The organism is Luteibacter sp. 1214 (genome assembly GCF_031455395.1).
Classification (GTDB): Bacteria; Pseudomonadota; Gammaproteobacteria; order Xanthomonadales; family Rhodanobacteraceae; genus Luteibacter; species Luteibacter mycovicinus.
The window spans coordinates 188,569-210,218 of the sequence record NZ_JAVDSQ010000001.1 but is presented as its reverse complement, the minus strand read 5'-3'; the positions used below and the strand labels follow the sequence as shown (position 1 = coordinate 210,218).

Genomic DNA, 21,650 nt, shown 5'->3' with positions numbered 1-21,650 from the left:
CACCCGGGAAAACCTCAGTCTAGCGCGGCCGGGGGTCAACTCAGGGAATGACCCCTCGTTCGCGGAAGTCCGCGAACAGCCGGAACATCATCGCGGCGGTCTCTTCATACACGCCGAACCCCGCACGCCTCGCTTTGGAGGTGTCGCCGAACATGTCCCAGGTCCAGGAGAACACGAAGTCGGCAAAAGGCCACGCGCTCACCTTCGCGAACGCCAGTGGGTGAAGCTGGTGACGCTGGCGCATGGCGTCCCAGACCAGCTCCTTGTCGCCCATGACGTCCACCAGCGGCACCCTCATCGGTGGCGCGTGATCCATGTCGAACCAGGCGGCGATCCGCGGCCACAGATCGCACCAGCGCACGAGGTCGCCGTTGCCGATGTTCCATGCGTGACCACCCGGCGCCTGCGTCGCCGCCCATTCGGCCGCTTTCGCCAGCAAACCCGCATCCGTGAATTCGATGAGCCGGCCATACGCCTCCGGACTTCCCGGAAAACGCAGGGGCAACCCGAGTTCCTTCGACAGCGACGCATACACCGCGATCGCCATGGCCAGATTCAGGGGGTTGCCGATGGCTGCGCCACCCACGACCGCGGGACGCAACGCGGACCATGTCCACGGCGCGCCCAGGCTCCGCTGCTCGAGCAGGCGCTGTTGCGAGGTCATGAACTCGGGCGGCATGACCGGCGGATCATCTTCGCGTGCCGGCGTCCGGAACGGCCCGAGATGCGCGCCATACACCTTGTAGCCCTGCATGATGGACACGTGGCGCAGATCGTGCGCGACCGGCAGCAAGCCATCCAGCAAATGAGCCAGCATCGACACGTTGGGGCCGACCAGCCCCGACCAGCTGTCGCTGTCCTGATAGGCCGCATAGAACACATGGGTGACCTGATCAGCCGTCACGAGCGCCTTGCGACTGGCCCCCGCGTCGAGAAGATCGACCGCGATCGCCTTAACGTCGCCATCGCCACGTGCGTGCCGCGAAACGACCATCACGCGCCAGTCGTCGCGGGTGGCCAGATATCGCGTGAGCTCCGTTCCGATGACACCGGTGGCTCCGACGATCAGGGCAGTTTTTTGTGGCATGAGACGTCTCCGCAGGGCGTGAAACGTCATGGTATTGATCACTCCACCGTCTTATTAGCCCATCGATTTCGCTTAGACTTATAAGAAATAGCAATGGACCTCTCATGGATCGCCTTGCCGCCCTACAGGTGTTCGTGCGCGTCGCCGAACTGGGAAGTTTCTCCGCCGCCGCCAGGGCCATGGGCGCCAGCCAGCCTTCCGTCAGCCAGAACGTGGCTGCGCTCGAGGCCACCCTCGGCGTCCGCCTGATTCAACGGACGACCCGCAGGTTGTCGTTGACCGACGCGGGCATGCGCTACTACGAAAATGCGCTGGACGTACTCAAGGCGCTGGCGCGCACCGAAGCCGCCGTCATGGATGACGGGAAGCGGCTGACCGGCCGGGTTCGCATCCAGGCGCCGAACGGCATAGGGCAGCGATTCATCGTCCCCGCGTTGATGGCGTTTCAGGCCGAACATCCCGACGTCCGCCTGGATCTCGCCCTGGACGACCGCGTCGCCGATATCGTCGCGGAGGGCGTGGACGTCGCCGTTCGCCTTGGGTCGCTCGCTCCGGACGGGCTGGTCGCACGACGCGTCGGCGCACTCGAACGTGCGCTCGTTGCCTCTCCGGAGTATCTCGCCGCCAACGGCGCACCGCTTACACCCTCCGACCTGACACGACATCGCTACGTGTGTTTCAGCGGGAGCGCGGATCACGACCTCGCGCTCGTCGGCACAGGCGGCACGATAGCCGTTCCTCTATCGCCGACGTTCGTCGCGAACAACAGCTTCGTGCTGATCGCAGCGTTGCTCGCGGGACGCGGCATCGGCGGCGTGCAGACGGCGCTCGTGCGCAACGAGCTGGAGAGCGGCGCGCTCGTCCGTGTGCTCGACGAGTTCGGCTACCCTCCCCTCGACGTCCACGTCGTCGTGCCGACGCGCCGGTACGTCACGCGAACGGTAAAGGCTTTGATCACGTGCGTGGAGACGGCAATGGCCGGTCATGCCTCGCTGCGAGCGTCGCTCCGACGGTAGCAAGATCGCGCTGAAGCAGGACGCCCGGGCTCCCAGGTTAATTCATAGCATGCTAAGCTTTTCGGATGGGACCTCCCGCCAGACTGCAAATGCAATTCACCACGCTGCTGCCCTCGACCAGCCGGCGCTGGCTGCGGCTGCTTTTTGCGCGGATTCCCGATTTCGACATTACCCCGGCAGGTGTCGTCCCGCTGATCCTGGTCGGACGCGCCGGCGGTGGCATCGCCCAGATCGCGCTGGCCGAACAGCTCGGCGTCGTCGAGCCCTCGCTCGTTCGCACCCTGGCGCGGCTGGATGAACAAGGCCTGCTGAGGCGCGAGCCCGACCCGAACGACCGCCGTGTACGGACCCTCTGGCTGACCGACGCCGGTCAGGCCATGGTGGAGGGACTGGAAAAAAGGCTCGTCGAGATCCGCGCCGAACTCTTCGAGGGCGTCTCGACCGACGACCTCAAGGCAGCGCTGCGCGTGCACGAAGCCCTGGTCGACCGCCTCGCCCTGCTCGCGCCCATCCGCCCGGGCAGCTGAGGAACGAAACCCATGGCTGCGCCCACGCGCTTCGAGTGGCTTTACTCGGGCAAAGCGTTCTTTGCCGGCATGCTGGCCTTCTATATGGCGCTGTTCCTGCAACTGCCGAATCCCTACTGGTCGTTCGCGACGGTCTATATCGTGTCGCATCCGCTCTCGGGCGCGACGCGCTCGAAGGGCGTGTACCGCGCAATCGGCACGGCGATCGGCGCCGCCGTCGCGCTGCTCCTCGTGTCCGCGCTCGCCGAGTCACCCATGCTGCTGGTGTTCGCACTCGGCACGTGGATGGGCGTGTCCCTTTACCTCTCGCTGGGTAACAACACGCCCAGTGCTTACGCCTTCCTGCTCGCCTCGTACACCGCACCGCTGATCGCGATACCCGCCATTCTCGCCCCCGGTTCGATCTTCGATATCGCTGTCGCACGCACGGAGGAGATCCTGCTCGGTATCGTCTGTGCCAGCGTGGTCAGTACGGTGCTCTTTCCCAGCCGGGTATCGCCGCTGTTTCATGCACGCGTCGCTTCGCTGCTGAAGGACGCGGGGGACTGGACCGGGCAGCGCCTGCGGCACCTGGACCGGTCGGCACCGCCTCCGCTGCGTCTCCGCCTGCTCAACGACGTGCTCGCTCTCGACGCGCTCATTACGCATCTGTCCTATGACAGCACGCGCGACGGCCAGGCCGAGGAGGCACGCCAGATCCGCATGCGCATGACCCTGCTGCTTCCACAGGTGGCGTCTCTGAGCGACGCGCTCGTCGCGCTCGACGGACGCGCCGACACGCGCGATGGTGGCCTGCAGGACGTGCTGGACGCGACCATCGCCTGGATGCACGAGGGGACGACCGCGTCGATAACGACCGGCGACGTCCTGCGCACACGATGCGGCGCATTGCGACTGACGACGGCTATGACCACGCCCGCCGCGCACGCGCTGCATCGTCACGCCACCGAACGCCTCACGGACGTCATCGACCTCTGGCGGGACGTCCTACTGCTGCATACCGCGTTCACCGAGCATCGCCCACAGCCCACGCCGCTCATCTATCGCGCGCACACGCTGGACCACCGCGCTCGTCATGACGACCTCCGTGCCCGCCTGCTTGCCGCCGCATCGCCGGCGATGGCGGTGATCGCCACCGGATGGCTGTGGCTGCTCACGGACTGGCCGGGCGGCGCCGGCGGGGTCGTGCTCGTGGCCATCGCCACCGCCTTCTTCGCCGCGTCGGACGATCCGGCGCCGCAGGTGCGCCGCTTCCTGGTCTGGCAGGCGATCAGCGTCGTCACGGCCGGCACGTATCTCTTTCTCGTGCTGCCGCGGATCACCACCTTCATGGGCGTGGTCGCGACCATGGCACCCTTCTTCCTCGTGCTCGGGGCGTTCACCGGTCGTCCGTCCATGACCACGGGTATCGTGCTGGTCACGTCGCAGACCGTCAGCGCCATCGCCCTGCAGAACAATGCGGCGGTCGGCTTCGAGGATTTCGCCAATTCCGCGACAGGGATGATGCTGGGACTGGGCTTCGCGCTGGCCTGGACCCTGGTCACGCGACCGCTCGGCGGCGACAGCGCGGCGCACCGCCTCGGTCTGGCCAATGCGCGGGACCTTGCCCTGCTCGCCCAGCCAGCGTCCGCCCCGAAGCAGGTCGCGCGAGCCACCCGTGTCCTCGATCGCACGATGCAATGGCTGCCGCGCATCGCGCTGGCGACGGGTGAATCGCTGATCCGGATGGATGCGGTGCGCGATATGCGCCTCTGCCTGGCGCTACTGGATCTGCAACGCATCGCACGCGGCGCCGCGACCGACATCGACGACGTACTCGCGCGCAGCAGGGCCTGGCTGCTCGACAGCGTCGCGCGGCGTACGCGCATCGACCCTCCCGATGCATTGCTCACGCTTATCGACGCCGCCGCCATGCATCGCAGAGATGGAGACGGCCAGCTCGCCACGCTGCTGATCGCCTACCGACTCGCGCTCTCCGAACCCGTCTCTCCCTTACGCATCTCACCGGCACTTCCGTGAACACCAGCCTCTCCGGCGACCTCAATCTCTACGGGGTCTTCGTCCCCACGTTCCTCGTCCTCATGACTGCGGCATACCTCCTCAAGGGCGCGATCCGCGGCGTTCTTGCGCGCTCGGGATTCTACGCGCGCATCTGGCATCCAGGCCTCTTCAACGTCGCCCTTTACATCGTCGTCCTCGGCTCGATGCTCGCGCTGATGCCCGGGGCGGCGTCATGAGCGGCCGCCTCGCGCATGCCCGCTCGATCTGGCCCACGCTGGCCATGGCGGCGCTGGCAGCCGTAGTCGGCTGGCACGTCTACACCTCGTACCGCAGCGCGTCGTGGACCCGCGACGCGCACATCCGTGCGGACACGCTGCCTGTCTCGCCGGACGTTTCAGGACTCGTCGACAAGGTCTATGCCACCGACAACCAGTTCGTAAAAAGGGGCGATCCTCTCTTCCTCGTCGACCGCGCACGCTTCGAACTGGCCTTTCGCCGGGCCGCCGCGGCCGTCGAAGAAGACCGGGCGGCCCTGGCGCAACTCCATCGCGATGCCAGTCGAAACGATGCGCTGAAGGATCTCGTCGCCGCCGAGAGCGTCGAACAGGTTCACGCGAAGGTCGCCGAGGCGGAGGCGCATCTGCACGCCGCGGAGGTCGCCGCCGATACGGCGCGTCTCGATCTGGACCGTACCGTCGTCCGCGCACCCGCGGACGGTTATCTCAATGACCGCGTCGTCCGCGCCGGTGATTACGTCACGGCCGGTCATGCACCGTTCTCCATGGTCGATGCCGCGTCGTTCCACGTCGACGGCTACTTCGAGGAAACACGACTGCATGGCGTGGAGCCCGGCCAACCGGTCAGTATCGAGGTCATGGGCGAGCCGGCCTTACTGCACGGCCGCGTCGTCAGCCTGGCGGCCGGCATCGCCGACCGCGAGCGAAGCGCCGACGGCACGATGCTTCCGAACATCAATCCCACCTTCAACTGGGTCCGTCTCGCGCAACGTATCCCCGTCCGCATATCGATCGATGGGCGACCGGACGATCTGCGGCTGATCGCCGGCCGCACGGTCACGGTGACCGTCGACACGCGACACACGCCCCCGGCGACGGCGGCCCATTCGTGATGCGCCGGCACGCGGCACTCGTAACGATCGGCCTGCTGCTTTCGGGCTGCGCGGCGGTAGGCCCCGATTACCGCTTGCCGGACCGCGCGGTGGTGAAGCGTCCCGAGGCTCAGGCCGCCTTCGTGGACGTGGACACCGCAACCGTGGACACGTCGCATGCCGCCGCCGACGCGTGGTGGAAGCTCTACGACGACCCGACGCTGGATGCGCTGGAAACGCAGGCCTTCAAGGCGAACGCTGCGCTTCGCGAAGCCGAGGCACACCTCCGTCAGGCGTACGCCATGCTGGATGCGGCGCGTGCGGAGGGCGGCCTGTCCGGCGGCGCATCCGCCTCGGCGTCGCGGAACCAGCTGTCCGCCGAGTCATACCTGCAATCGGACAAGCTGCCCGTTTTCACGCTGTCGTCGGTGGCGGCATCCGCGTCGTACGAGTTCGATCTCTTCGGCAAGCTCAGGCGGGCCACGGAGGCGTCGGCCGCCGATGCCGAAGCCACGCGCGCAGCACGGGATCTCGTGCGCACGACGGTCGCCGCCGAGGTGGCGCGCAGCTATCTCGGGCAGTGCGAAGCGACTCACGATCTGTCGGTCGCGCAGGAGACGCTGCGCATCCAGGAGCAGGTCCTGTCGACCACCACGCGCATGATGGCGGCAGGCAGGGGCACGCGCATCGACGTGACGCGTGCCACGACACAACGTGACCTTGCACGCGCCGAACTCCCGCCGATCGAGAAACGGCGCGACGCTTCGCGCTACGCGCTCGCCGCCCTGACAGGTGAAACCCCCGGACGTCTGCCCTCCACCGTCGAGGCATGTGACGAGGCACCGCACCTGTCGACGCCGATACCGGTCGGCGACGGCGCGACGTTGCTCCGTCGCCGACCGGATGTCCGACAGGCCGAACGTCATCTGGCCGCGGCGACGGCACGTATCGGCGTCGCGACCGCCGAGCTTTATCCGGACATCACGCTGGGCGCCGGCCTCGGCAGCAACGGCACGCTGGCGGATGTCGGTCAGGCACCCGCACGCTACTGGTCGCTGGGACCGCTGATTTCCTGGACGGTACCGACCAGCTCGTCTCACGCGCGCGTTCGCGCCAGCGAGGCAGGTGCGGATGCCGAGCTTGCCGCCTTCGATCAGACGGTACTCACGGCCCTCAAGGAAGCGCAGACCGCGCTGTGCGACTATGCGCGGGCGCTGGATCGACAGGCGCTGCTCAAGCAGGCGCTGAACGATGCCACGCAGGCCTCGTCCGATGCGCAGACCCTGTTCCGTGCGGGACGCTCGCCCTACCTGAGCAGCCTCGACGCGGAACGCACCCGGGTCTCCACCGAACTCGCGCTGGCCGACGCGGACCGTGAGGTCACCGAGGCTCAGGTGAACCTGTTCTTCGCCCTCGGCGGCGGCTGGCAAACGCAGGGCCCTTGAGACCGGCCCCGCACCGCACCGCCGGTTCACACCGTGCCGTGCATGCTCCCGGTGTCGAGCCAGCGCTGGTGCCATGACAACGCCTCGGGCAACAGATGCGGCGTGTGCTTGCCGTAGCTGTCACGGGAGGCGCGGTCGAAGTAATCCTCGAGCTGCGCACGATAGTCCGGATGCACGCAACGATCGATCAGCTGTCGCGCGCGGTGCCGGGGAGGAAGTCCGCGCAGATCGCCCAGACCGTGCTCGGTCACGATGATCGAAACGTCGTGCTCGGTGTGATCGACGTGGCTGACCATCGGCACGATCGACGAAATACTTCCGTTCTTCGCCGTGCTCGGACTGAGGAAGATCGACAGGAAACCGTTGCGGGCGAAGTCGCCCGATCCGCCGATGCCGTTCATGATGCGGCTGCCCATGACGTGCGTGGAGTTGACGTTGCCGTAGAGGTCGGCTTCGATCATCCCGTTCATGCCGATGCAGCCGAGTCGTCGCACCAGCTCGGGATGATTCGAGATCTCCTGCGTGCGCAGGATGATGCGCTCACGGTAGAAATCGATGTTGCGCTTGAACTCTTCGTTGGCCTCAGGACTCAGCGCGAAACCGGTACACGAGGCCACCTTGAGCACACCGCTGCGCAGCAGGTCGAGCATGCCATCCTGGATCACTTCGGTGAAGGCGGTGAGGTCGCGGAATCCGCTGCTGGCGAGCCCGGCCAGTACCGCATTCGGGATATTGCCCACACCCGACTGCAGCGGCAGCAGGTTGGCGGGAAGCCTGCCCTTCGCCACTTCGTGCTGGAGAAATTCGATGAGATGCCCGGCGATCCGCTGGCTGCACTCGTCGGCAGCGGCAAACGGACTGTTCCGGTCGGGGCCGTTGGTCCGCACGATGGCGACGATCTTGTCGGGGTCGCAGTGCAGCGACGGCACACCGATGCGATCGTCGGCGTGCACCAGCGGAATCGGCTTGCGGTTGGGCGGCAAGGCCGTGCCGTAATAGACATCGTGCATACCGTCGATGCCTTCCGGTTGCCACTCGTTGACCTCGATGATCACCTTGCGGGCGAGGTCGAGCCAGGTCTTGTTATTGCCGACCGATGTCGAGGGGATCAGGCTGCCGTCCTCACGAATGCCGGCCACCTCCACCACAGCGGTATCGATCTCGCCGTAGAAGCCGAACCATACGTGCTGGGCCACGTGACTGAGATGGATGTCGATGTAATCGAGCGTGCCCGCGTTGATTCGCTGACGGGCGTCGGGATCGGTCTGGAAAGGCATGCGCAGCGCGATGCCGTCCGCCTTGGCCAACGCGCCGTCGAGCTCCGGCGCCGTGGATGCACCCGTCATCAGCTTGATGCGGAACGATTCGCCCCGGCCATGTGCCGCGTCGATCCGCTTCGCCAGCTCCATCGGCACCGACTTCGGGTATCCCGAGCCGGTGAAACCACTCATCGCTACCGTTTCGCCCGGCTGGATCAGCGCGGCCGCGGCTTCGGCGGAAACGACACGATCGCGCAGAAGAGGATGACGAATTCGCTCGGCGGACATGAGGGCGGCTTGGTTGTGGGGACCGCCCATTATACGTGCCGCGCAACGCGCAACGAGCAGCTCTGGCGCCTCGCGCGTTACGGCTGCGACGTCAGCAGCACACCCTCATCCGTCAGCGACCGGACCAGCTGGATCGACGCACTGCACACCGACGCCGTTCCGCACGAAGCGTTCGACACCAGGGCGATCTCGAGTGCCTCGGCATGCATGGTGACGCCAGGCATACCGCTCAGGCGGCCGGCACGCTGCAGGCGGTGAGCACGGAAGGCGGCTTCGAGCGTGTCGTCACGGTGCATGGCCGCGAACAAGGCGGAAGCCTCGGCGCCGGCGTCATGGTTACCCCACCAGGAGGCTTCGGTAATCCAGGGTGCCGAACGGCTCGCCAGCGACGCGCCACCCGGCAGAGCGAAGACTTCACCCAGACGACGATTCAGCGTTACACGCCAGACCAGACGTTCCGCAAGCTCACGCAGCACCACCATGTCCCACTCCCGATTCAGACGCCGGCAAGAGGGCCGGTACCGTGAAGAAGCAAGAGCCGTGCCGGTATTGCACGACCGTAAAATCAAGGAGTTGAATGTGAAGACGCGGCACGCTTGGTCAACAAATAGCCAAGTTCGTCACATTTTAACCAGCAGGGGTATGCGCCCGTCGGCCGCGACCCGCAAGCACCCGGCCGGGCGGATCGGCGGGAGTCAGACTGAGACGGTGTTCGCCGCTTCCGGCGCCATGAGCGCGCGATTGCGCCCGGACTGTTTCGCGCGATACAGGGCGTGGTCGGCCTGCCGCATGAGCGCAATGACGTCCGTCGCGTGGTCCGGATAAAGCGCGGCACCGACGCTGAACGTCACGTCCAGTGGCTCGCCGTGCCAGCTGAAGCGTCCCTGCGCGGCGGCGACGATCTTCTCCGCCAGGTTCATCGCCCCCTCGCCGTCACTGACCTCAGGCATGAGCACGACAAACTCGTCGCCGCCGATCCGGCATACGGTATCGGTAAGGCGCACGGTACTTTCCAGGCATGCAGCCACCTGCCGGAGGAGTTCGTCCCCCGCGCCGTGACCATGCGTGTCATTGACCTGCTTGAAGCCGTCCAGGTCGATATACAGCAAGCCGACACGCGCACGATGACGAATGGCCGCATGCAGGGCCTGGCGGGCCCGGTCCTCGAACAGCAGCCGGTTGGGAAGATCCGTCAGAACGTCGTATTCCGCGAGGTGACGCATGCGTTCGGCGATAGCCTGCGCGATGCTCACATCGCGCAAGACGAGAACGCCGCCGATGACCGTGCCCTGACGATTGCGGATGGGCGCGGCGACGTCTTCGATATCGAGTCGCGTGCCATCCGACAGGACGAGGCGCCTCGGCTTGATCACATCGATCGTACGGTTTTCCGCGATCGCCCGGAGCAGCGACGTCGGACTGGCCTCGCCATCCTCGTCGACCAGCTGCAGCAGTTCATCCACTGGCATGCCGACGCCGAGTTGCGCTTCGGTTTCGAGCAAGACGGCGGCGCGCGGATTCAGAAAGGTGATCACGCCTTCCGCATCGGTCGCGATCACCGCGTCGCCGATCGATTCGAGAGTGACCTGGGCGGCCTCCTTGGCGGCGAAAAGATTTTCTTCCAGCGCCTTGCGCTCCGACAGGTCACGGCAGACACCGACAAAACCCGTGGTACGGTTTTCGACAAGCACCGGCGCTAGATGCGATTCGACCCAAACCGGCGAGCCATCCTTGCGGACCAGCCGGAACATCTCCTCGAGACTTTCGTTGGTGCGTAGCAGCCGGTGCCATGCACTGTTCAGGGCATCACTATCTTCGGGATGCACGCTGGCCAGCCAGTCCGCCACGCTGCCACCCTCGGTCACCAGTTCACCCATCCGGATGGCTTCGGCGTTGAAGTACGTCGGCAAGCCTTTCTCGTCGAGGTGAAACAGGCCCAGTGGCGACGCATCGATGAACGCCTCCAGTTCGGCCTTGCTCAATGCCGTGTCGCGATAGGCCGCGGAGAGTTCGCCGATCAGGTCGTGCGCGGCCCGACGCAACCTGGCAAGGATCGCCACCGCCCAGAAAACCAGACCACACAGAGTGATACCGAGCACGAGGAGGATGCCGCTCTGACGCGATCGCCGTTCCGCCAGCAACAGCTCTTCAGCCCGTTCCATCCGGTCGATCGAATCCATGAGGCGGGCATTGACGACCTGATAAGCCGGCTCCGTCATCGCCCGGGCGCGACTTTCGATCGCCGCGGAAAAGTCGGCCGTCGACATCAGCCTGGTCGAGCTGCGCACACGCTCTTCAAAGGCACCGGCAAGCTGATCGAGCAGCGGCTTCTGCGCCTGGTTCGAACCCACGAGGGCGCGCAGGGACGCCAGTCGCGCACGGGCGGAGCCGATGGAGGCGGCGACATCGTCACGCGACGCGCGATCGCCGCGGACGATAAAAATGCCCACCCGGAGCCGCAGCGCCTGGACGTCTTCGCGCACCAGCGAGGTTTCATGCAGCACGTCGTAACTGTGAGCCACTCTGCCCTGCGCGATCAGCAAGGCGCCTGTCGTCGCCACCCCGCAGACGATGAGCAGTCCGATCAGCGCGGCGCCCATCCGAAGCGCACGGTCGACAAGACGGCTCAGGCGCTGCGGGCGCGGTTCGGGTATCGCTGGACGGGGATGCGTTGGGGCCATGCCAGCGTGAAGCAAATTCGGTGCCACGCCCGGCGGCGATAAATTGGCGGTCAGGCGCACGACCGCAGGGGCTCACGCCAGGAATGGATATCCGCTGCGCTTGCCGACGATAACCGTCATCGCGGCTGAAGCGCCGTCCGCGTCCAGCGGTCGACGTCCTCCGGGACGGGCGTCGCGTTCGCGAAGACGATACGAAACATCACCGGGGCGATGACTCCGTCGATGACGTCGATGGTGGGGACGGGATGTTCGCCACGATCGAGCGCTCGCTCGCGGATCACGTCGATCTGCTGCGTGCAGAAGGTCAGGCACTTCCCTGCCATCGCGTGATCCTGTGTACCGAGCAGGTCGCGGAGCATCGCTCGTCCCGGCACCGACGTCATCTCGTCGACGTACTGCTCCAGCCACGCACGAAGGTCCGCCTCGAACGATCCCTCGTCGGCCGGCGGTGTTTCGGGCCACAGCTGTTCGACCGCCACGTCGGCAAGAAGCCGTCCGAGGTCGCCCCAGCGGCGGTAGATCGTCGACGCGGTCACCCCGGCGCGCGATGCGATCGCGGGAACCGTGAGACCTTCGCGGCCCGCATCGTCCTGCAGCTCGCGCACCGCCGCATGGACGGCGGCCTGGATGCGCGCGCTGCGGCCGCCCGAACGAGGACCGGGGCGGGACGCGGGGTCGGGCATGTCTGAAACGTCGGTCATAGGTATTACAAGCTGCCAGCACTAACGCAATTTATTTGCTTTAGTGAGAAAGGAGGGGTAGCTTACTAATGCATATTCTTAGCTTTAGTGGAAAGTATCGCATGTCCTCGCCCCGTACGACACCCAGCACGACCGGTGCGCTGCTGACCCATGGCCTGACGCTGCTCGTGTTTTTCGCGGCGTCCTCGGCGCCCACGCCGCTGTATCGCGTCTACCAGCAGACCTGGCACTTCTCCGCGACCTGGCTCACCGCCGTGTTCGCCATGTACGCGATCGCCTTGCTGGCGGCGCTGTTGACCGGGGCCCGGCTGTCCGATCATCTGGGGCGGCGCCCGGTCATTGGCATGGCGATCGCACTGGAATTGCTAACCATGCTGCTCTTCATCATCGCCGGTTCGGCGCCCGCCCTGCTGCTCGCGCGGGCGGTCCAGGGCGCGGCGACCGGCCTCGCCGCCAGCACGCTCGGCGCGGCCCTGATGGACACGGATCCCAGACGCGGCCCGGATCTCAACAGCATCGCTCCCCTGGTCGGCCTCGCCGCGGGCGCGCTGGGCAGCACCGCCCTCGCCCAGCTGGCCCCCGCGCCCCTGTCGTTGGTCTATGCCGTGATGGGTTTGCTCCTGATCCTCTGCGCGGTACTCACGTGGCGCACCCCCGAAACGGTCGTGCGGCGGCCAGGCGTTCTTGCCAGCCTGCGCCCCAGAGTCAGCGTGCCGCCCAGCGCACGGGCGGCCCTGGTGGCGGTATCTCCCCTGAACATCGCGCTGTGGATGCTTGGCGCGTTCTACCTCTCACTCATGCCGACGCTGATCGCGCAGGCATCGCATTCTTCCTCGCTGTGGCTCGGCGGCGCGAGCGTGGCCCTGCTGACGCTGACCGGTGCGGCCGCCGTATGGCTGGCGATGAAGCGGCACGCACTGCATGCCTTGCTTGCCGGTGCCACGTTGCTTGCCGCCGGCACGGCGTGCATCCGCTGGGCGGCGGTACACGGAAGCACGACCGGTCTGCTCACGGGCTCGGTGCTGGCGGGCGCGGGATTCGGCAGCGCCTTCCTGGGCTCGTTGCGCACCGTACTCCCCCTCGCCGCGCCGCATGAGCGCAGCCACCTCATGGGCGTGTTCTATATCGAGAGCTACCTGTCATTCAGCGCACCCGCCATCGCTCTGGGTTTCGTCGTGCAGCACGAAGGACTGATTGCCGCGGTCAACCTGTACAGCGCGACCATCCTCGTACTCACGACCGCCGCCATCGGCTGGATCGTGCTGCAACGCCGCCACGTTCGCGCACCCAGCCCCGGCTGAAGCTCCGCCGTTTGCGGCTAGTTGACATTCGAAACGCACTGCACCAGCATGGGTTCACCATTCGGACTTCTAAACGCCCAGACTTCTGGACGTCCTTCGAGGTAAACCCATCTTGATCATGCCGCAGTCAACCCACACGCCTCACCCGATCGCCATGTCGATCGGTGCGTGTTGCTGTTGTCGCCTCGCCTGATCCTGTAGCGCCCCTGCGCGCTTCCGCCTGACCGGCGGACCCACCCCCTCCGATCGCCCCCACTGTGCCACGCGCGGCCTGCCGCCGCGTTGACGTGTCGCCGTCCGTAAAATCCAGGAATTCATTCATGAGGCATGCCCTGCCCGCGCGCTTGTCGCTGTCCGTCGTCATCGCAGCCAGTCTCTACGTTCCCGTTTCCGAAGCGCAGGAAGACGCCGCCAGGCTGCAGACCGTGGTCGTGACCGGCACCCGCTCGGTCAACCGGAGCCAGAGCAGTTCGCTCTCGCCGATCGACGTGGTGTCGGCGCAGGACTTGCAATCCTTCGGCGATACGCAGCTCGGCGCGGTGCTGTCGCGCCTCGCTCCGTCACTCAACTTCCCGCGTGCGCCGGGCAACGACGGCTCCGGCATCGTGCGCCCCGCGGCGCTGCGCGGTCTCTCACCCGACGAGACCCTGGTGCTCGTCAACGGCAAGCGCTGGCACACGAGCGCATTGCTCAATCTGCAGGGTGCGCTCGGTCGTGGCTCGGCACCGGCCGATCTCAACTCGATACCGATCTCGGCGATCGATCACATCGAAGTACTGCGTGACGGTGCGTCCGCTCAGTACGGATCGGACGCCATCGCTGGCGTCATCAACATCGTGCTGAAGGGCGCCGCGGGCGACGGCACCAACGAAGCGAGCATCACCGCGGGACGATCGAGCGCCGGCGACGGCAGGCAGTGGCAAGGTGAGGCAAGCCTTGGCGTGCCGCTGGGCGGTGACAAAGGCTTCGCTCGCCTGAGCGTCGTGCAGGGGCACGCGGACGCCACGAATCGTGGCGGCCGCGACTATCGCGATCCTTCTTCGCCTGTTTACGGCCAGCAGACGCAGCGCATCGGCGAGCCGGACATCAGCACCCATCAGGCGCTGCTCAACGTGCAGTACGCGCTGGCGCCGGACATCGACTTCTACGCTTTCGCCAGTACCAGCAGCCGCGAAGGTACCTCGCCTGCCCTGTTCCGCACCTACGACAGCGCACGCAACGTACGCTCCATCTACCCCAGCGGCTACCTCCCGCTCAACGATGTCCGCTCGATCGACAGCGCCGTCGTCGCCGGCGTGCGCGGCACCACCGCGAGTGGATGGCGCTGGGATATCAGCGGCAACTACGGACGCGACCGCGTCAGTATCGACCCGATCCACACGCTCAACGTCGACCTCGGTGCCGCGAGCCCCACCCGCTTCAACGCAGGTCGCCTGATTGCCACTCAGAAAGCCTTCGACGTCGACGTCGCCCGCGACCTCGACGTGAGCTGGCTCAATAATCCCGTGACACTCGCCTTCGGGCTCGAGTACCTGCACCAGCAATATGAGATCGAGGCTGGCGACCCGGCGTCGTACTTTGGCACGGGCTCGCAAGGCTTCCCCGGCTTCCAGCCCGCCGATGCGGGACAGCACAGCCGCCACGACGTGGCCGAATACGTCAGCCTGGAGAATCAGATTACCGACAAGCTGAGCGGTTCGCTGGCGATCCGGCACGAGGATTACAGCGACTTCGGCAATACCACATCGGGAACGCTGTCCGCGCGATACGACTTCACGGACAGCTTCGCGCTGCGCGGCACGGCGGCGACCGGCTTCCGCGCCCCATCGCTTCCTCAGCAGTACTACACCACCACGTCGACCAATGTGATCGGCGGTGTGCCGACGCAGATCCGAAACTTCGCGGTGAGCGACCCGGTGGCGCGCGCGCTGGGCGCCGAGCCACTGAAGCTGGAGAAGTCGCATAACTACACGCTGGGTGCCGTGTATGCGCCGGGGACCTGGACGCTGTCACTCGACCTGTACCAGATCACCATCGGTAACCGTATCGTGCCATCGGAGAACCTCGTCGGCGACCCGGTGCAGGCATACCTGGAGGGACAAGGTTTCGCCAACATCCAGGGCGGGAGCTACTTCACCAATGCCCTGAAGACGCGCACCCGGGGCATCGACCTGAGCAGCGGCTATCGCATCGACTTCGGCAACGCGGGCAAGCTGCAGCTCACGGCGGCTTACAACCGCAACCACACTTCGATCCTGTCCGTGGCGCCGAATCCCGCGTCGCTGGCCGAGAGCGGGCTGGAACTGGTGCGCGTCGGGCACATCGCGCAGGGCTACATCACCAACGGCGCGCCACGCGACAAGATCGCCCTTGGCGCCGACTACGCGCTGGGTAAATGGAGTGTCCACAGCGCGCTCACCCGCTACGGCCAGTTCGCCGTCAACCAGGATCCGGTGAGCAACCCCGGATTCGACCAGGTGTTTCCGGCGCGCTGGCTGCTCGATCTCTCCACGAGCTACGCGACGCATGGATGGACCTTCACCGCAGGCGTCGACAACCTTACCAACGTCTACCCGCGGAAATACAAGAGCGGCAGCGACGGTGCCGTGGGAGGCACCTGGCCGTATCCCGATTACTCGCCGTTCGGCTACAGCGGACGGTATCTGTACACGCGTGTCGCCTATCGCTGGTGACCGTTTTCCGGGCCTACAGAGGCTTTCAGACCACTCAGGGGACGCTAGAACGTGCAATCCAGAATCATGATGCGCCGGCACTTGCTGGCGGCGGCGCTGATCGCGGCGATCGGTAACCATGGGGCATGGGCGCAGTCAACCACCGGTGCCATTTCAGGCCAGGTGAACGACGCGCAAGGTACGACGGTCGTCGTACAGGGCGGCAATGGATTGACCCGCGAAGTCGGTGTCGACGCGAAGGGACGTTACAGCGCGAGCCAGCTGCCGCTGGGCACTTACTCGGTGACACTGCGGCGCAACGGCGCCGATGTGGAAACGCGCAAGGACATCGGCCTTCGCGTGGGCGCGTCGACGGATGTCTCGTTCGGTGCGGCGACCTCCGACCTCGAAGGCGTCAAGGTCGACGCCTCGCGGCTTCCGGACATCGACGTGACCGCCGTGGATTCGCGCACGGTGATCAACGCCGATCAGCTCTCGAAGCTTCCGCTGGCTCGCAACGCCGACGAAATCGCCCGGCTCGCTCCCGGCGTGATCTCCAATGCCGGCGGTTATACCGGGCCGACGGGCGCGTCGTTGAACAGCTTCGGTGGCTCCGCCGCCAGCGAGAACGCGTACTACATCAACGGCTATAACGTGACCGATCCACAGCGCGGACTCGGTGGTATCTCCCTGCCCTACGGAGCGATCGATCAGCAGGAAGTCTACACGGGCGGTTACAGCGCCCAGTACGGACGTTCCGACGGCGGTGTCATCAACCAGGTGGGAAAGCGCGGTACCAACGAGTGGCATTTCGGCGGACAGGTGCTCTGGGAACCGGCGTTTGCGCGTTCGGAAACGGCGAACACCTATTACACCAACGGCCTGCCTTCCTCGCCCGTCGCCGGCAGCCTTTACCAGCCTGGACGGCAGGACCGCGACTGGATCACCACGGTCAGCAGCTACGTCGGCGGCCCGCTGATCAAGGACAAGCTGTTCTTCTTCCTCGCAGGTGAGTTCACGCGCGAGCAAGGCTCGACACATAACGCCGTGGATAGCACGAAACCCGATGTACAGTACCGCTACGGCTCGCCAAGCTGGTACGGCAAGATCGACTGGAACATCACCGACAATCACATCCTCGAGTTCACCAGTGCCTCCAGCAAGCGGGAGACGCAGGGCACCATCTACGATTACGACTACTCCGCACTCAGCCGTGGTCAGCGCATTGGCGCCGACGACAACATCAAGACCGGTGGTGACGTATGGTCCGGCAAATACACCGGTTATATCACCGACAACCTGACCGTCTCCGCGCTCTACGGCAAGATGAAGCTCAACCAGTACGACCAGCCGGGCTCGTACGACGAAAGCCTGACCTACGCGAGCGGACTGATCAACCAGAACCCGGCGCTCAACGGCGGCTCGCCGATCGGCAACAACCAGACGCTCGCGACGCTCACGAACCCGGGCCGAGGTACACGCAGCACCAACACACGGTTCGACATCACGTATGTGCTGGGCGATCACACCCTGAGCGCCGGTATCGACAACCAGGTAACGAAAGCTCTCGATCAGGGGTCCGAGGCCTCGGGCCCTGGCTATTACTGGACTTACGGCCAGGCCGATCCCGATACGCCGATCTCCACCGGTCTCGGTGTGCCGGCCACGGGCGGCGTCGTCAACGGCCAGGGCGGCTACTACGTCGTACGCCACGTCGTGAGTTCGCTCGCGAGCGTGCGCGCCGACCAGAGGGCCCAGTACGTCGAGGACAAGTGGCAGGTCAACGATCGGTGGTTGCTGTCGCTGGGCCTGCGTAACGACCAGTTCGAGAACTACAACCGCGACGGCGATGCCTATGTCACGCAGCATCGTCCTCAGTGGGCACCGCGTCTGGGCTTCAGCTGGGACGTGAACGGCGATTCCAGTTTCAAGGTGTACGGCAACGCGGGGCGCTACTACCTCGGCCTGCCGCTGAACCCAGGCCTCAACGCCGCTGGCGCATCGCTCAGTACCTCGCAGTACTTTACCTATGGCGGTATCGATGCGCAGGGCCTGCCGACCGGGCTGACCTCGTTCTCGCAGCCGGTATCGTCGAACAACTACTACGGCGTGCTGCCCGATCCACGCACCGTGACCGCCAGCAACCTCAAGTCCGAGTATCAGGACGAGTTCATTCTCGGCTTTACCAGGACGCTGGGGCACGACTGGGTCTACGGGGCGAAGCTTACGCAGCGGATTCTGCGCAGCGCCATCGACGATTACTGCGATACCGATCGCATCGTCGCCAAGGCGGCGGAACTGGGTTACGACGTGACCACCACCAACAGCTGCTACCTGTTCAATCCGGGCCGGGCCAATACGTTCAATGTGAGCGACGCCTCCGGCCGGCTCGTCAGCGTACCGCTGAGCAACAACGAGCTGGGCTTTCAGGGACTGAAGCGTCGCTACTACTCGCTCGAAGGCTTCCTCGAGCATCCGTTCGACGGTCGCTGGTACGGCAAGGTCGACTACGTGTTCTCGCGCAGCTACGGCAACACCGAGGGGCAGCTCCGTTCCGATCTCCAGCAGACGGCGGCGTCCACCAGCGAGGACTGGGACAACAGCTACATCATGGAAAACACCAACGGCCCGACGAACAACGACCACACGCATCAGCTGAAATGGTATGGCTATTACCAGCTGACCCCCGAATGGCTCGTATCGGCCAACCTGAGCCTCACCTCAGGATCGCCGAAAATCTGCCTGGGCTATTACGGCCCCGACGATACGGATCCGGGCAAGTACGGCGGGTCATACCATTACTGCGACGGCGTCGCGTCACCGCCCGGCAAGCAGGGCCGCTTGCCGTGGATCCGCCAGCTCGATCTGGGAACGACCTACAAACCGGCGTTCGGCGAAGGCAAGCTTGCCTTCACCGCCAGCGTGTTCAACGCTTTCAACGAGCAGCGGCCGCTGAACAGGTATCCGTACTCGCAGACGGACCCTGGCGTGGCCGATCCACAGTACGGTCAGGCGGTCGTCAGGCAGGTGCCGCGTTATGTGCGCCTCAGCGTGAGCTATGACTACTAGCAGCAAAGGGCGCCATGCAGGATCGCGCCTGCTCGCGAAACCCGGTCCACACGGTTTCGCGCGCAGGCACGGTCCTACACCACGACGTTCCGGGCCGGGTCGGTCACCAGCGCGAGTGCATCCCGCAAATCGACGGCGCCGACCGGCTTGACGAGGTGATGGTTGAAGCCGGCTTCGGCGGTAGCCGCCTTATCGTTGGCCTGACCCCAGCCCGTCTGGGCAATGATCGGAAGGTGCTTCAGCAAGGCATCCTGACGGAATGCGCGGCAGACGTCGTAGCCGCTCATCGTCGGCATGCCGACGTCCAGCAGGACCACGTCGGGCTGAAACGCGTGCGCCGCGTCGAGGGCCAGCCGTGCATCCAGCACCACATGGTGTTCGTGGCCCATCTCCTGAAGCAACCAGCCGATCGTCTCGGCGACATCCACGTTGTCGTCGATGACGAGGACCTTGAGGCGCTCGTCGTTCGCGCCCCGGTCGTCCGACGACAGGACGCGGTCAGCCGGCTGCCCGATCGGCAGAAGCGGCAGGCGAACGGTGAAGCGACTGCCTTGGTTCTCGCCTTCGCTACTGACCGAGATCGATCCCTCGTGCATGCCGACCAGCTGCTTCACCAGCGCAAGGCCGATACCGAGCCCGCCCTGTGAACGGGTCAGGTGCTCACCGACCTGTGTAAAGAGCTCGAAGATATTCGCCTGCATGGCCGGAGGGATGCCCATGCCGTTGTCGGACACCACGATCACCGCCTCGTCACCCTCACGGGTGGCATCCACGGCGAGCGAGCCGCCGGTCGGCGTGTACTTGGCCGCATTGTTCAGCAGGTTGCCGACGATCTGGGTCAGTCGCGTCTTGTCGCCGTTGATCCACATGGGGGTATCGGCGACGTCGACCCGCAGGGCGTGCTTGCCCCCATCCACGAAGGGCTGACTTGCCTCGAGCGCGGCCTCGACAATGTCGGCGATCCGCACTTTCGTCCGCTGCAGCGCGATCTTCCCCTGGCTCACGCGGGATACGTCGAGCAGGTCGTCGACCAGCCGTACGAGATGCACCAGCTGCCGATCCATCACGCCGTGAATCTGTTCGGTGCGCTCCCGCGCGGGATGCCCACGAAGCACGTCGAGTCCCATGCGCAAGGGGGTCAGCGGATTGCGCAGCTCGTGCGCCAGGATCGCCAGGAACTGATCCTTGTAGCGGTCCGAACGCGTCAGGGTCTCGGCATAGGCTTCGAGCCGGTCGCGCTGGTCGGCGATCTGCTGCTTCTGACGGTAGAGGTCGAAGAACACGTTGGCCTTGCTGCGCAGGATGTCCCACTCGATCGGCTTCTGGATGAAATCGACCGCACCGGCCTCGTATCCACGAAACTTTCTCTGGTTGTCCGCCGTGCTCGCCGTCAGGAAGATGATCGGCACATGCCGAGTGCGATCGTTGCCGCGCATCAGCTCGGCAAGCTCGAAACCATCCATGCCGGGCATCTGCACGTCGAGCAGGCCCAGCGCCACGTCGTGAACCAGCAAAAGCTCGAGTGCCTCCTCGCCGGAGCGCGCCTTGAGCAGGACGAGGTTTTCGCGCCGGAGCAGCGCTTCCAGCGAGAGGAGATTGTCCTCGAGGTCGTCGACGAGCAGGAAATAAACCGGGCTCATTGCGGTACTTGTGTCTTTAAGCATCGTCGGAAGTCTTCTGGTAAATCCTCTCGCCCTGCACGAAATCCTGGAACGCGGCGGCCTGACTGGAGAAGCGGATGCTCTCCTTGGACCCGAGCCCCAGGAATCCCCTGCGAATGAGGGAGTCGTTGAATAACTTCAGCGTACGATCCTGAAGCGTGTTGTCGAAATAGATGAGCACGTTGCGGCACGAGATGAGGTGCATCTCCCCGAAGACCGCATCGGTGACCAGGCTGTGGTCCGAGAACACCACGCGTTCGCGCAGGCTGCGATCGAACGTCGCCTTGCCGTATCCGGTCGTGTAGTAGTCGGACAGCGAGGACCGGCCGCCCGATTGCTGGTGGTTCTCGGTAAACCCGCGAATCCGGTCCAGGTTGTAGACGCCGGCCGACGCGGCCTCGAGGGCACCCGGATTGATATCGGTCGCATAGAACATCGTGCGCTGCTCGAGCCCTTCTTCCCGGAACAGGATGGCCAGCGAGTAGAGTTCTTCACCGCTGCTGCAGCCGGCGACCCAGACTTTCAGCGAGGGATAGGTACGCAGGTGCGGCACGACATGCTCCCGCAGCGCGCGGAAGTACGACGGATCGCGGAACATCTCGCTGACCTGGACGGTGAGGTAGCTGATCACCTGCGGCACGACCGAGGGGTCGTGAAGCAGGCCTTCCAGCATCGCCGAATAGGTGCGATAGCTCAGCCTTTCGCGCAGCTGCTTCAGGCGCCGCTTGACCGACGCCTTGGAGTAACCGCGAAAATCGTAGTGAAAGCGCTGGTACAGCGCCTCCAGCAGAAGGTCGATCTCGATCGCCTCGACGCGATCGGTCATTTCCACGG

Annotated in this window: 16 protein-coding genes; 9 read left to right on the top strand and 7 right to left on the bottom strand. The window is 65.3% G+C overall.

Annotated elements, in window-relative coordinates:
• Window positions 1-40 precede the first annotated feature (40 nt).
• Window positions 41-1,087: an SDR family oxidoreductase gene (locus tag J2X57_RS00920; RefSeq protein ID WP_309862689.1), complete on the bottom strand. Its 1,047-nt coding sequence runs from the start codon at window positions 1,085-1,087 to the stop codon at window positions 41-43.
• A gap of 104 nt (window positions 1,088-1,191) precedes the next feature.
• On the opposite strand from J2X57_RS00920, the gene J2X57_RS00915 reads away from it, so the two are divergent.
• From J2X57_RS00915 to J2X57_RS00890, 6 genes are all read left to right on the top strand, one after another.
• The gene (locus J2X57_RS00915) at window positions 1,192-2,103 is read left to right on the top strand and encodes a LysR family transcriptional regulator (RefSeq protein ID WP_043694216.1); all 912 of its coding nucleotides are present in this window, start codon (window positions 1,192-1,194) and stop codon (window positions 2,101-2,103) included.
• 89 nt (window positions 2,104-2,192) lie between these two features.
• Entirely contained in the window at window positions 2,193-2,630 is a 438-nt protein-coding gene (locus J2X57_RS00910; RefSeq protein ID WP_309862684.1) for a MarR family transcriptional regulator, read from the top strand.
• Between the two features lie 12 nt (window positions 2,631-2,642).
• A complete protein-coding gene (locus J2X57_RS00905; RefSeq protein ID WP_309862681.1) occupies window positions 2,643-4,649 on the top strand; it encodes an FUSC family protein in 2,007 nt (668 codons plus the stop codon).
• Entirely contained in the window at window positions 4,646-4,867 is a 222-nt protein-coding gene (locus tag J2X57_RS00900) for a DUF1656 domain-containing protein (RefSeq protein ID WP_036112861.1), read from the top strand. The genes J2X57_RS00905 and J2X57_RS00900 overlap by 4 nt, the downstream gene beginning before the upstream one ends.
• On the top strand, window positions 4,864-5,760 hold the full coding sequence (locus J2X57_RS00895; RefSeq protein WP_309862677.1) for an HlyD family secretion protein: 897 nt from the start codon (window positions 4,864-4,866) through the stop codon (window positions 5,758-5,760). The genes J2X57_RS00900 and J2X57_RS00895 overlap by 4 nt, the downstream gene beginning before the upstream one ends.
• Window positions 5,760-7,184 carry an efflux transporter outer membrane subunit gene (locus J2X57_RS00890; RefSeq protein ID WP_309864340.1) on the top strand — a complete coding sequence of 475 codons (1,425 nt, stop codon included), beginning with the start codon at window positions 5,760-5,762 and terminating at the stop codon, window positions 7,182-7,184. The genes J2X57_RS00895 and J2X57_RS00890 overlap by 1 nt, the downstream gene beginning before the upstream one ends.
• 26 nt (window positions 7,185-7,210) lie before the next feature.
• Here J2X57_RS00890 and J2X57_RS00885 read toward each other — a convergent pair whose 3' ends face one another.
• The 4 genes from J2X57_RS00885 to J2X57_RS00870 form a co-directional block, all read right to left on the bottom strand.
• On the bottom strand, window positions 7,211-8,731 hold the full coding sequence (locus tag J2X57_RS00885) for an acetyl-CoA hydrolase/transferase family protein (RefSeq protein WP_309862674.1): 1,521 nt from the start codon (window positions 8,729-8,731) through the stop codon (window positions 7,211-7,213).
• A 77-nt stretch (window positions 8,732-8,808) separates the two neighbouring features.
• Window positions 8,809-9,213: a hypothetical protein gene (locus J2X57_RS00880; RefSeq protein ID WP_036112853.1), complete on the bottom strand. Its 405-nt coding sequence runs from the start codon at window positions 9,211-9,213 to the stop codon at window positions 8,809-8,811.
• Between the two features lie 213 nt (window positions 9,214-9,426).
• Entirely contained in the window at window positions 9,427-11,331 is a 1,905-nt protein-coding gene (locus tag J2X57_RS00875; RefSeq protein WP_309862671.1) for a diguanylate cyclase, read from the bottom strand.
• A 197-nt stretch (window positions 11,332-11,528) separates the two neighbouring features.
• Window positions 11,529-12,113 (bottom strand): TetR/AcrR family transcriptional regulator, encoded by a 585-nt coding sequence (locus J2X57_RS00870; protein ID WP_309862670.1) that lies wholly within the window; start codon window positions 12,111-12,113, stop codon window positions 11,529-11,531.
• 101 nt (window positions 12,114-12,214) lie between these two features.
• Between J2X57_RS00870 and J2X57_RS00865 the strand changes: the two genes are divergently transcribed.
• From J2X57_RS00865 to J2X57_RS00855, 3 genes are all read left to right on the top strand, one after another.
• Window positions 12,215-13,414, top strand: coding sequence for an MFS transporter (locus J2X57_RS00865; RefSeq protein ID WP_309862668.1), 1,200 nt, complete (start codon window positions 12,215-12,217; stop codon window positions 13,412-13,414).
• 320 nt (window positions 13,415-13,734) lie between these two features.
• Complete coding sequence (locus J2X57_RS00860) at window positions 13,735-16,107, top strand: TonB-dependent receptor (RefSeq protein WP_309862666.1); 2,373 nt, start codon at window positions 13,735-13,737, stop codon at window positions 16,105-16,107.
• Between the two features lie 66 nt (window positions 16,108-16,173).
• Window positions 16,174-19,155 (top strand): TonB-dependent receptor, encoded by a 2,982-nt coding sequence (locus J2X57_RS00855; protein ID WP_309864337.1) that lies wholly within the window; start codon window positions 16,174-16,176, stop codon window positions 19,153-19,155.
• 74 nt (window positions 19,156-19,229) lie between these two features.
• Here the strand turns inward: J2X57_RS00855 and J2X57_RS00850 are convergent, their stop codons facing one another.
• Together J2X57_RS00850 and J2X57_RS00845 are read right to left on the bottom strand one after the other, a co-directional pair.
• Window positions 19,230-20,795 carry a response regulator gene (locus tag J2X57_RS00850; protein WP_309862663.1) on the bottom strand — a complete coding sequence of 522 codons (1,566 nt, stop codon included), beginning with the start codon at window positions 20,793-20,795 and terminating at the stop codon, window positions 19,230-19,232.
• Window positions 20,796-20,811: 16 nt separating this feature from the next.
• Window positions 20,812-21,642: a CheR family methyltransferase gene (locus J2X57_RS00845; protein WP_079520339.1), complete on the bottom strand. Its 831-nt coding sequence runs from the start codon at window positions 21,640-21,642 to the stop codon at window positions 20,812-20,814.
• Window positions 21,643-21,650: the final 8 nt, after the last annotated feature.

Coding starts and splice junctions, on each gene's coding strand:
- J2X57_RS00870 (WP_309862670.1), bottom strand. CDS start 12,113: ATGACCGACGTTTCAGACATGCCCGACCCCGCGTCCCGCCCCGGTCCT.
- J2X57_RS00880 (WP_036112853.1), bottom strand. CDS start 9,213: ATGGTGGTGCTGCGTGAGCTTGCGGAACGTCTGGTCTGGCGTGTAACG.
- J2X57_RS00850 (WP_309862663.1), bottom strand. CDS start 20,795: ATGAGCCCGGTTTATTTCCTGCTCGTCGACGACCTCGAGGACAATCTC.
- J2X57_RS00885 (WP_309862674.1), bottom strand. CDS start 8,731: ATGTCCGCCGAGCGAATTCGTCATCCTCTTCTGCGCGATCGTGTCGTT.
- J2X57_RS00860 (WP_309862666.1), top strand. CDS start 13,735: ATGAGGCATGCCCTGCCCGCGCGCTTGTCGCTGTCCGTCGTCATCGCA.
- J2X57_RS00910 (WP_309862684.1), top strand. CDS start 2,193: ATGCAATTCACCACGCTGCTGCCCTCGACCAGCCGGCGCTGGCTGCGG.
- J2X57_RS00865 (WP_309862668.1), top strand. CDS start 12,215: ATGTCCTCGCCCCGTACGACACCCAGCACGACCGGTGCGCTGCTGACC.
- J2X57_RS00895 (WP_309862677.1), top strand. CDS start 4,864: ATGAGCGGCCGCCTCGCGCATGCCCGCTCGATCTGGCCCACGCTGGCC.
- J2X57_RS00890 (WP_309864340.1), top strand. CDS start 5,760: ATGCGCCGGCACGCGGCACTCGTAACGATCGGCCTGCTGCTTTCGGGC.
- J2X57_RS00915 (WP_043694216.1), top strand. CDS start 1,192: ATGGATCGCCTTGCCGCCCTACAGGTGTTCGTGCGCGTCGCCGAACTG.
- J2X57_RS00875 (WP_309862671.1), bottom strand. CDS start 11,331: ATGGGCGCCGCGCTGATCGGACTGCTCATCGTCTGCGGGGTGGCGACG.
- J2X57_RS00920 (WP_309862689.1), bottom strand. CDS start 1,087: ATGCCACAAAAAACTGCCCTGATCGTCGGAGCCACCGGTGTCATCGGA.
- J2X57_RS00845 (WP_079520339.1), bottom strand. CDS start 21,642: ATGACCGATCGCGTCGAGGCGATCGAGATCGACCTTCTGCTGGAGGCG.
- J2X57_RS00905 (WP_309862681.1), top strand. CDS start 2,643: ATGGCTGCGCCCACGCGCTTCGAGTGGCTTTACTCGGGCAAAGCGTTC.
- J2X57_RS00855 (WP_309864337.1), top strand. CDS start 16,174: ATGATGCGCCGGCACTTGCTGGCGGCGGCGCTGATCGCGGCGATCGGT.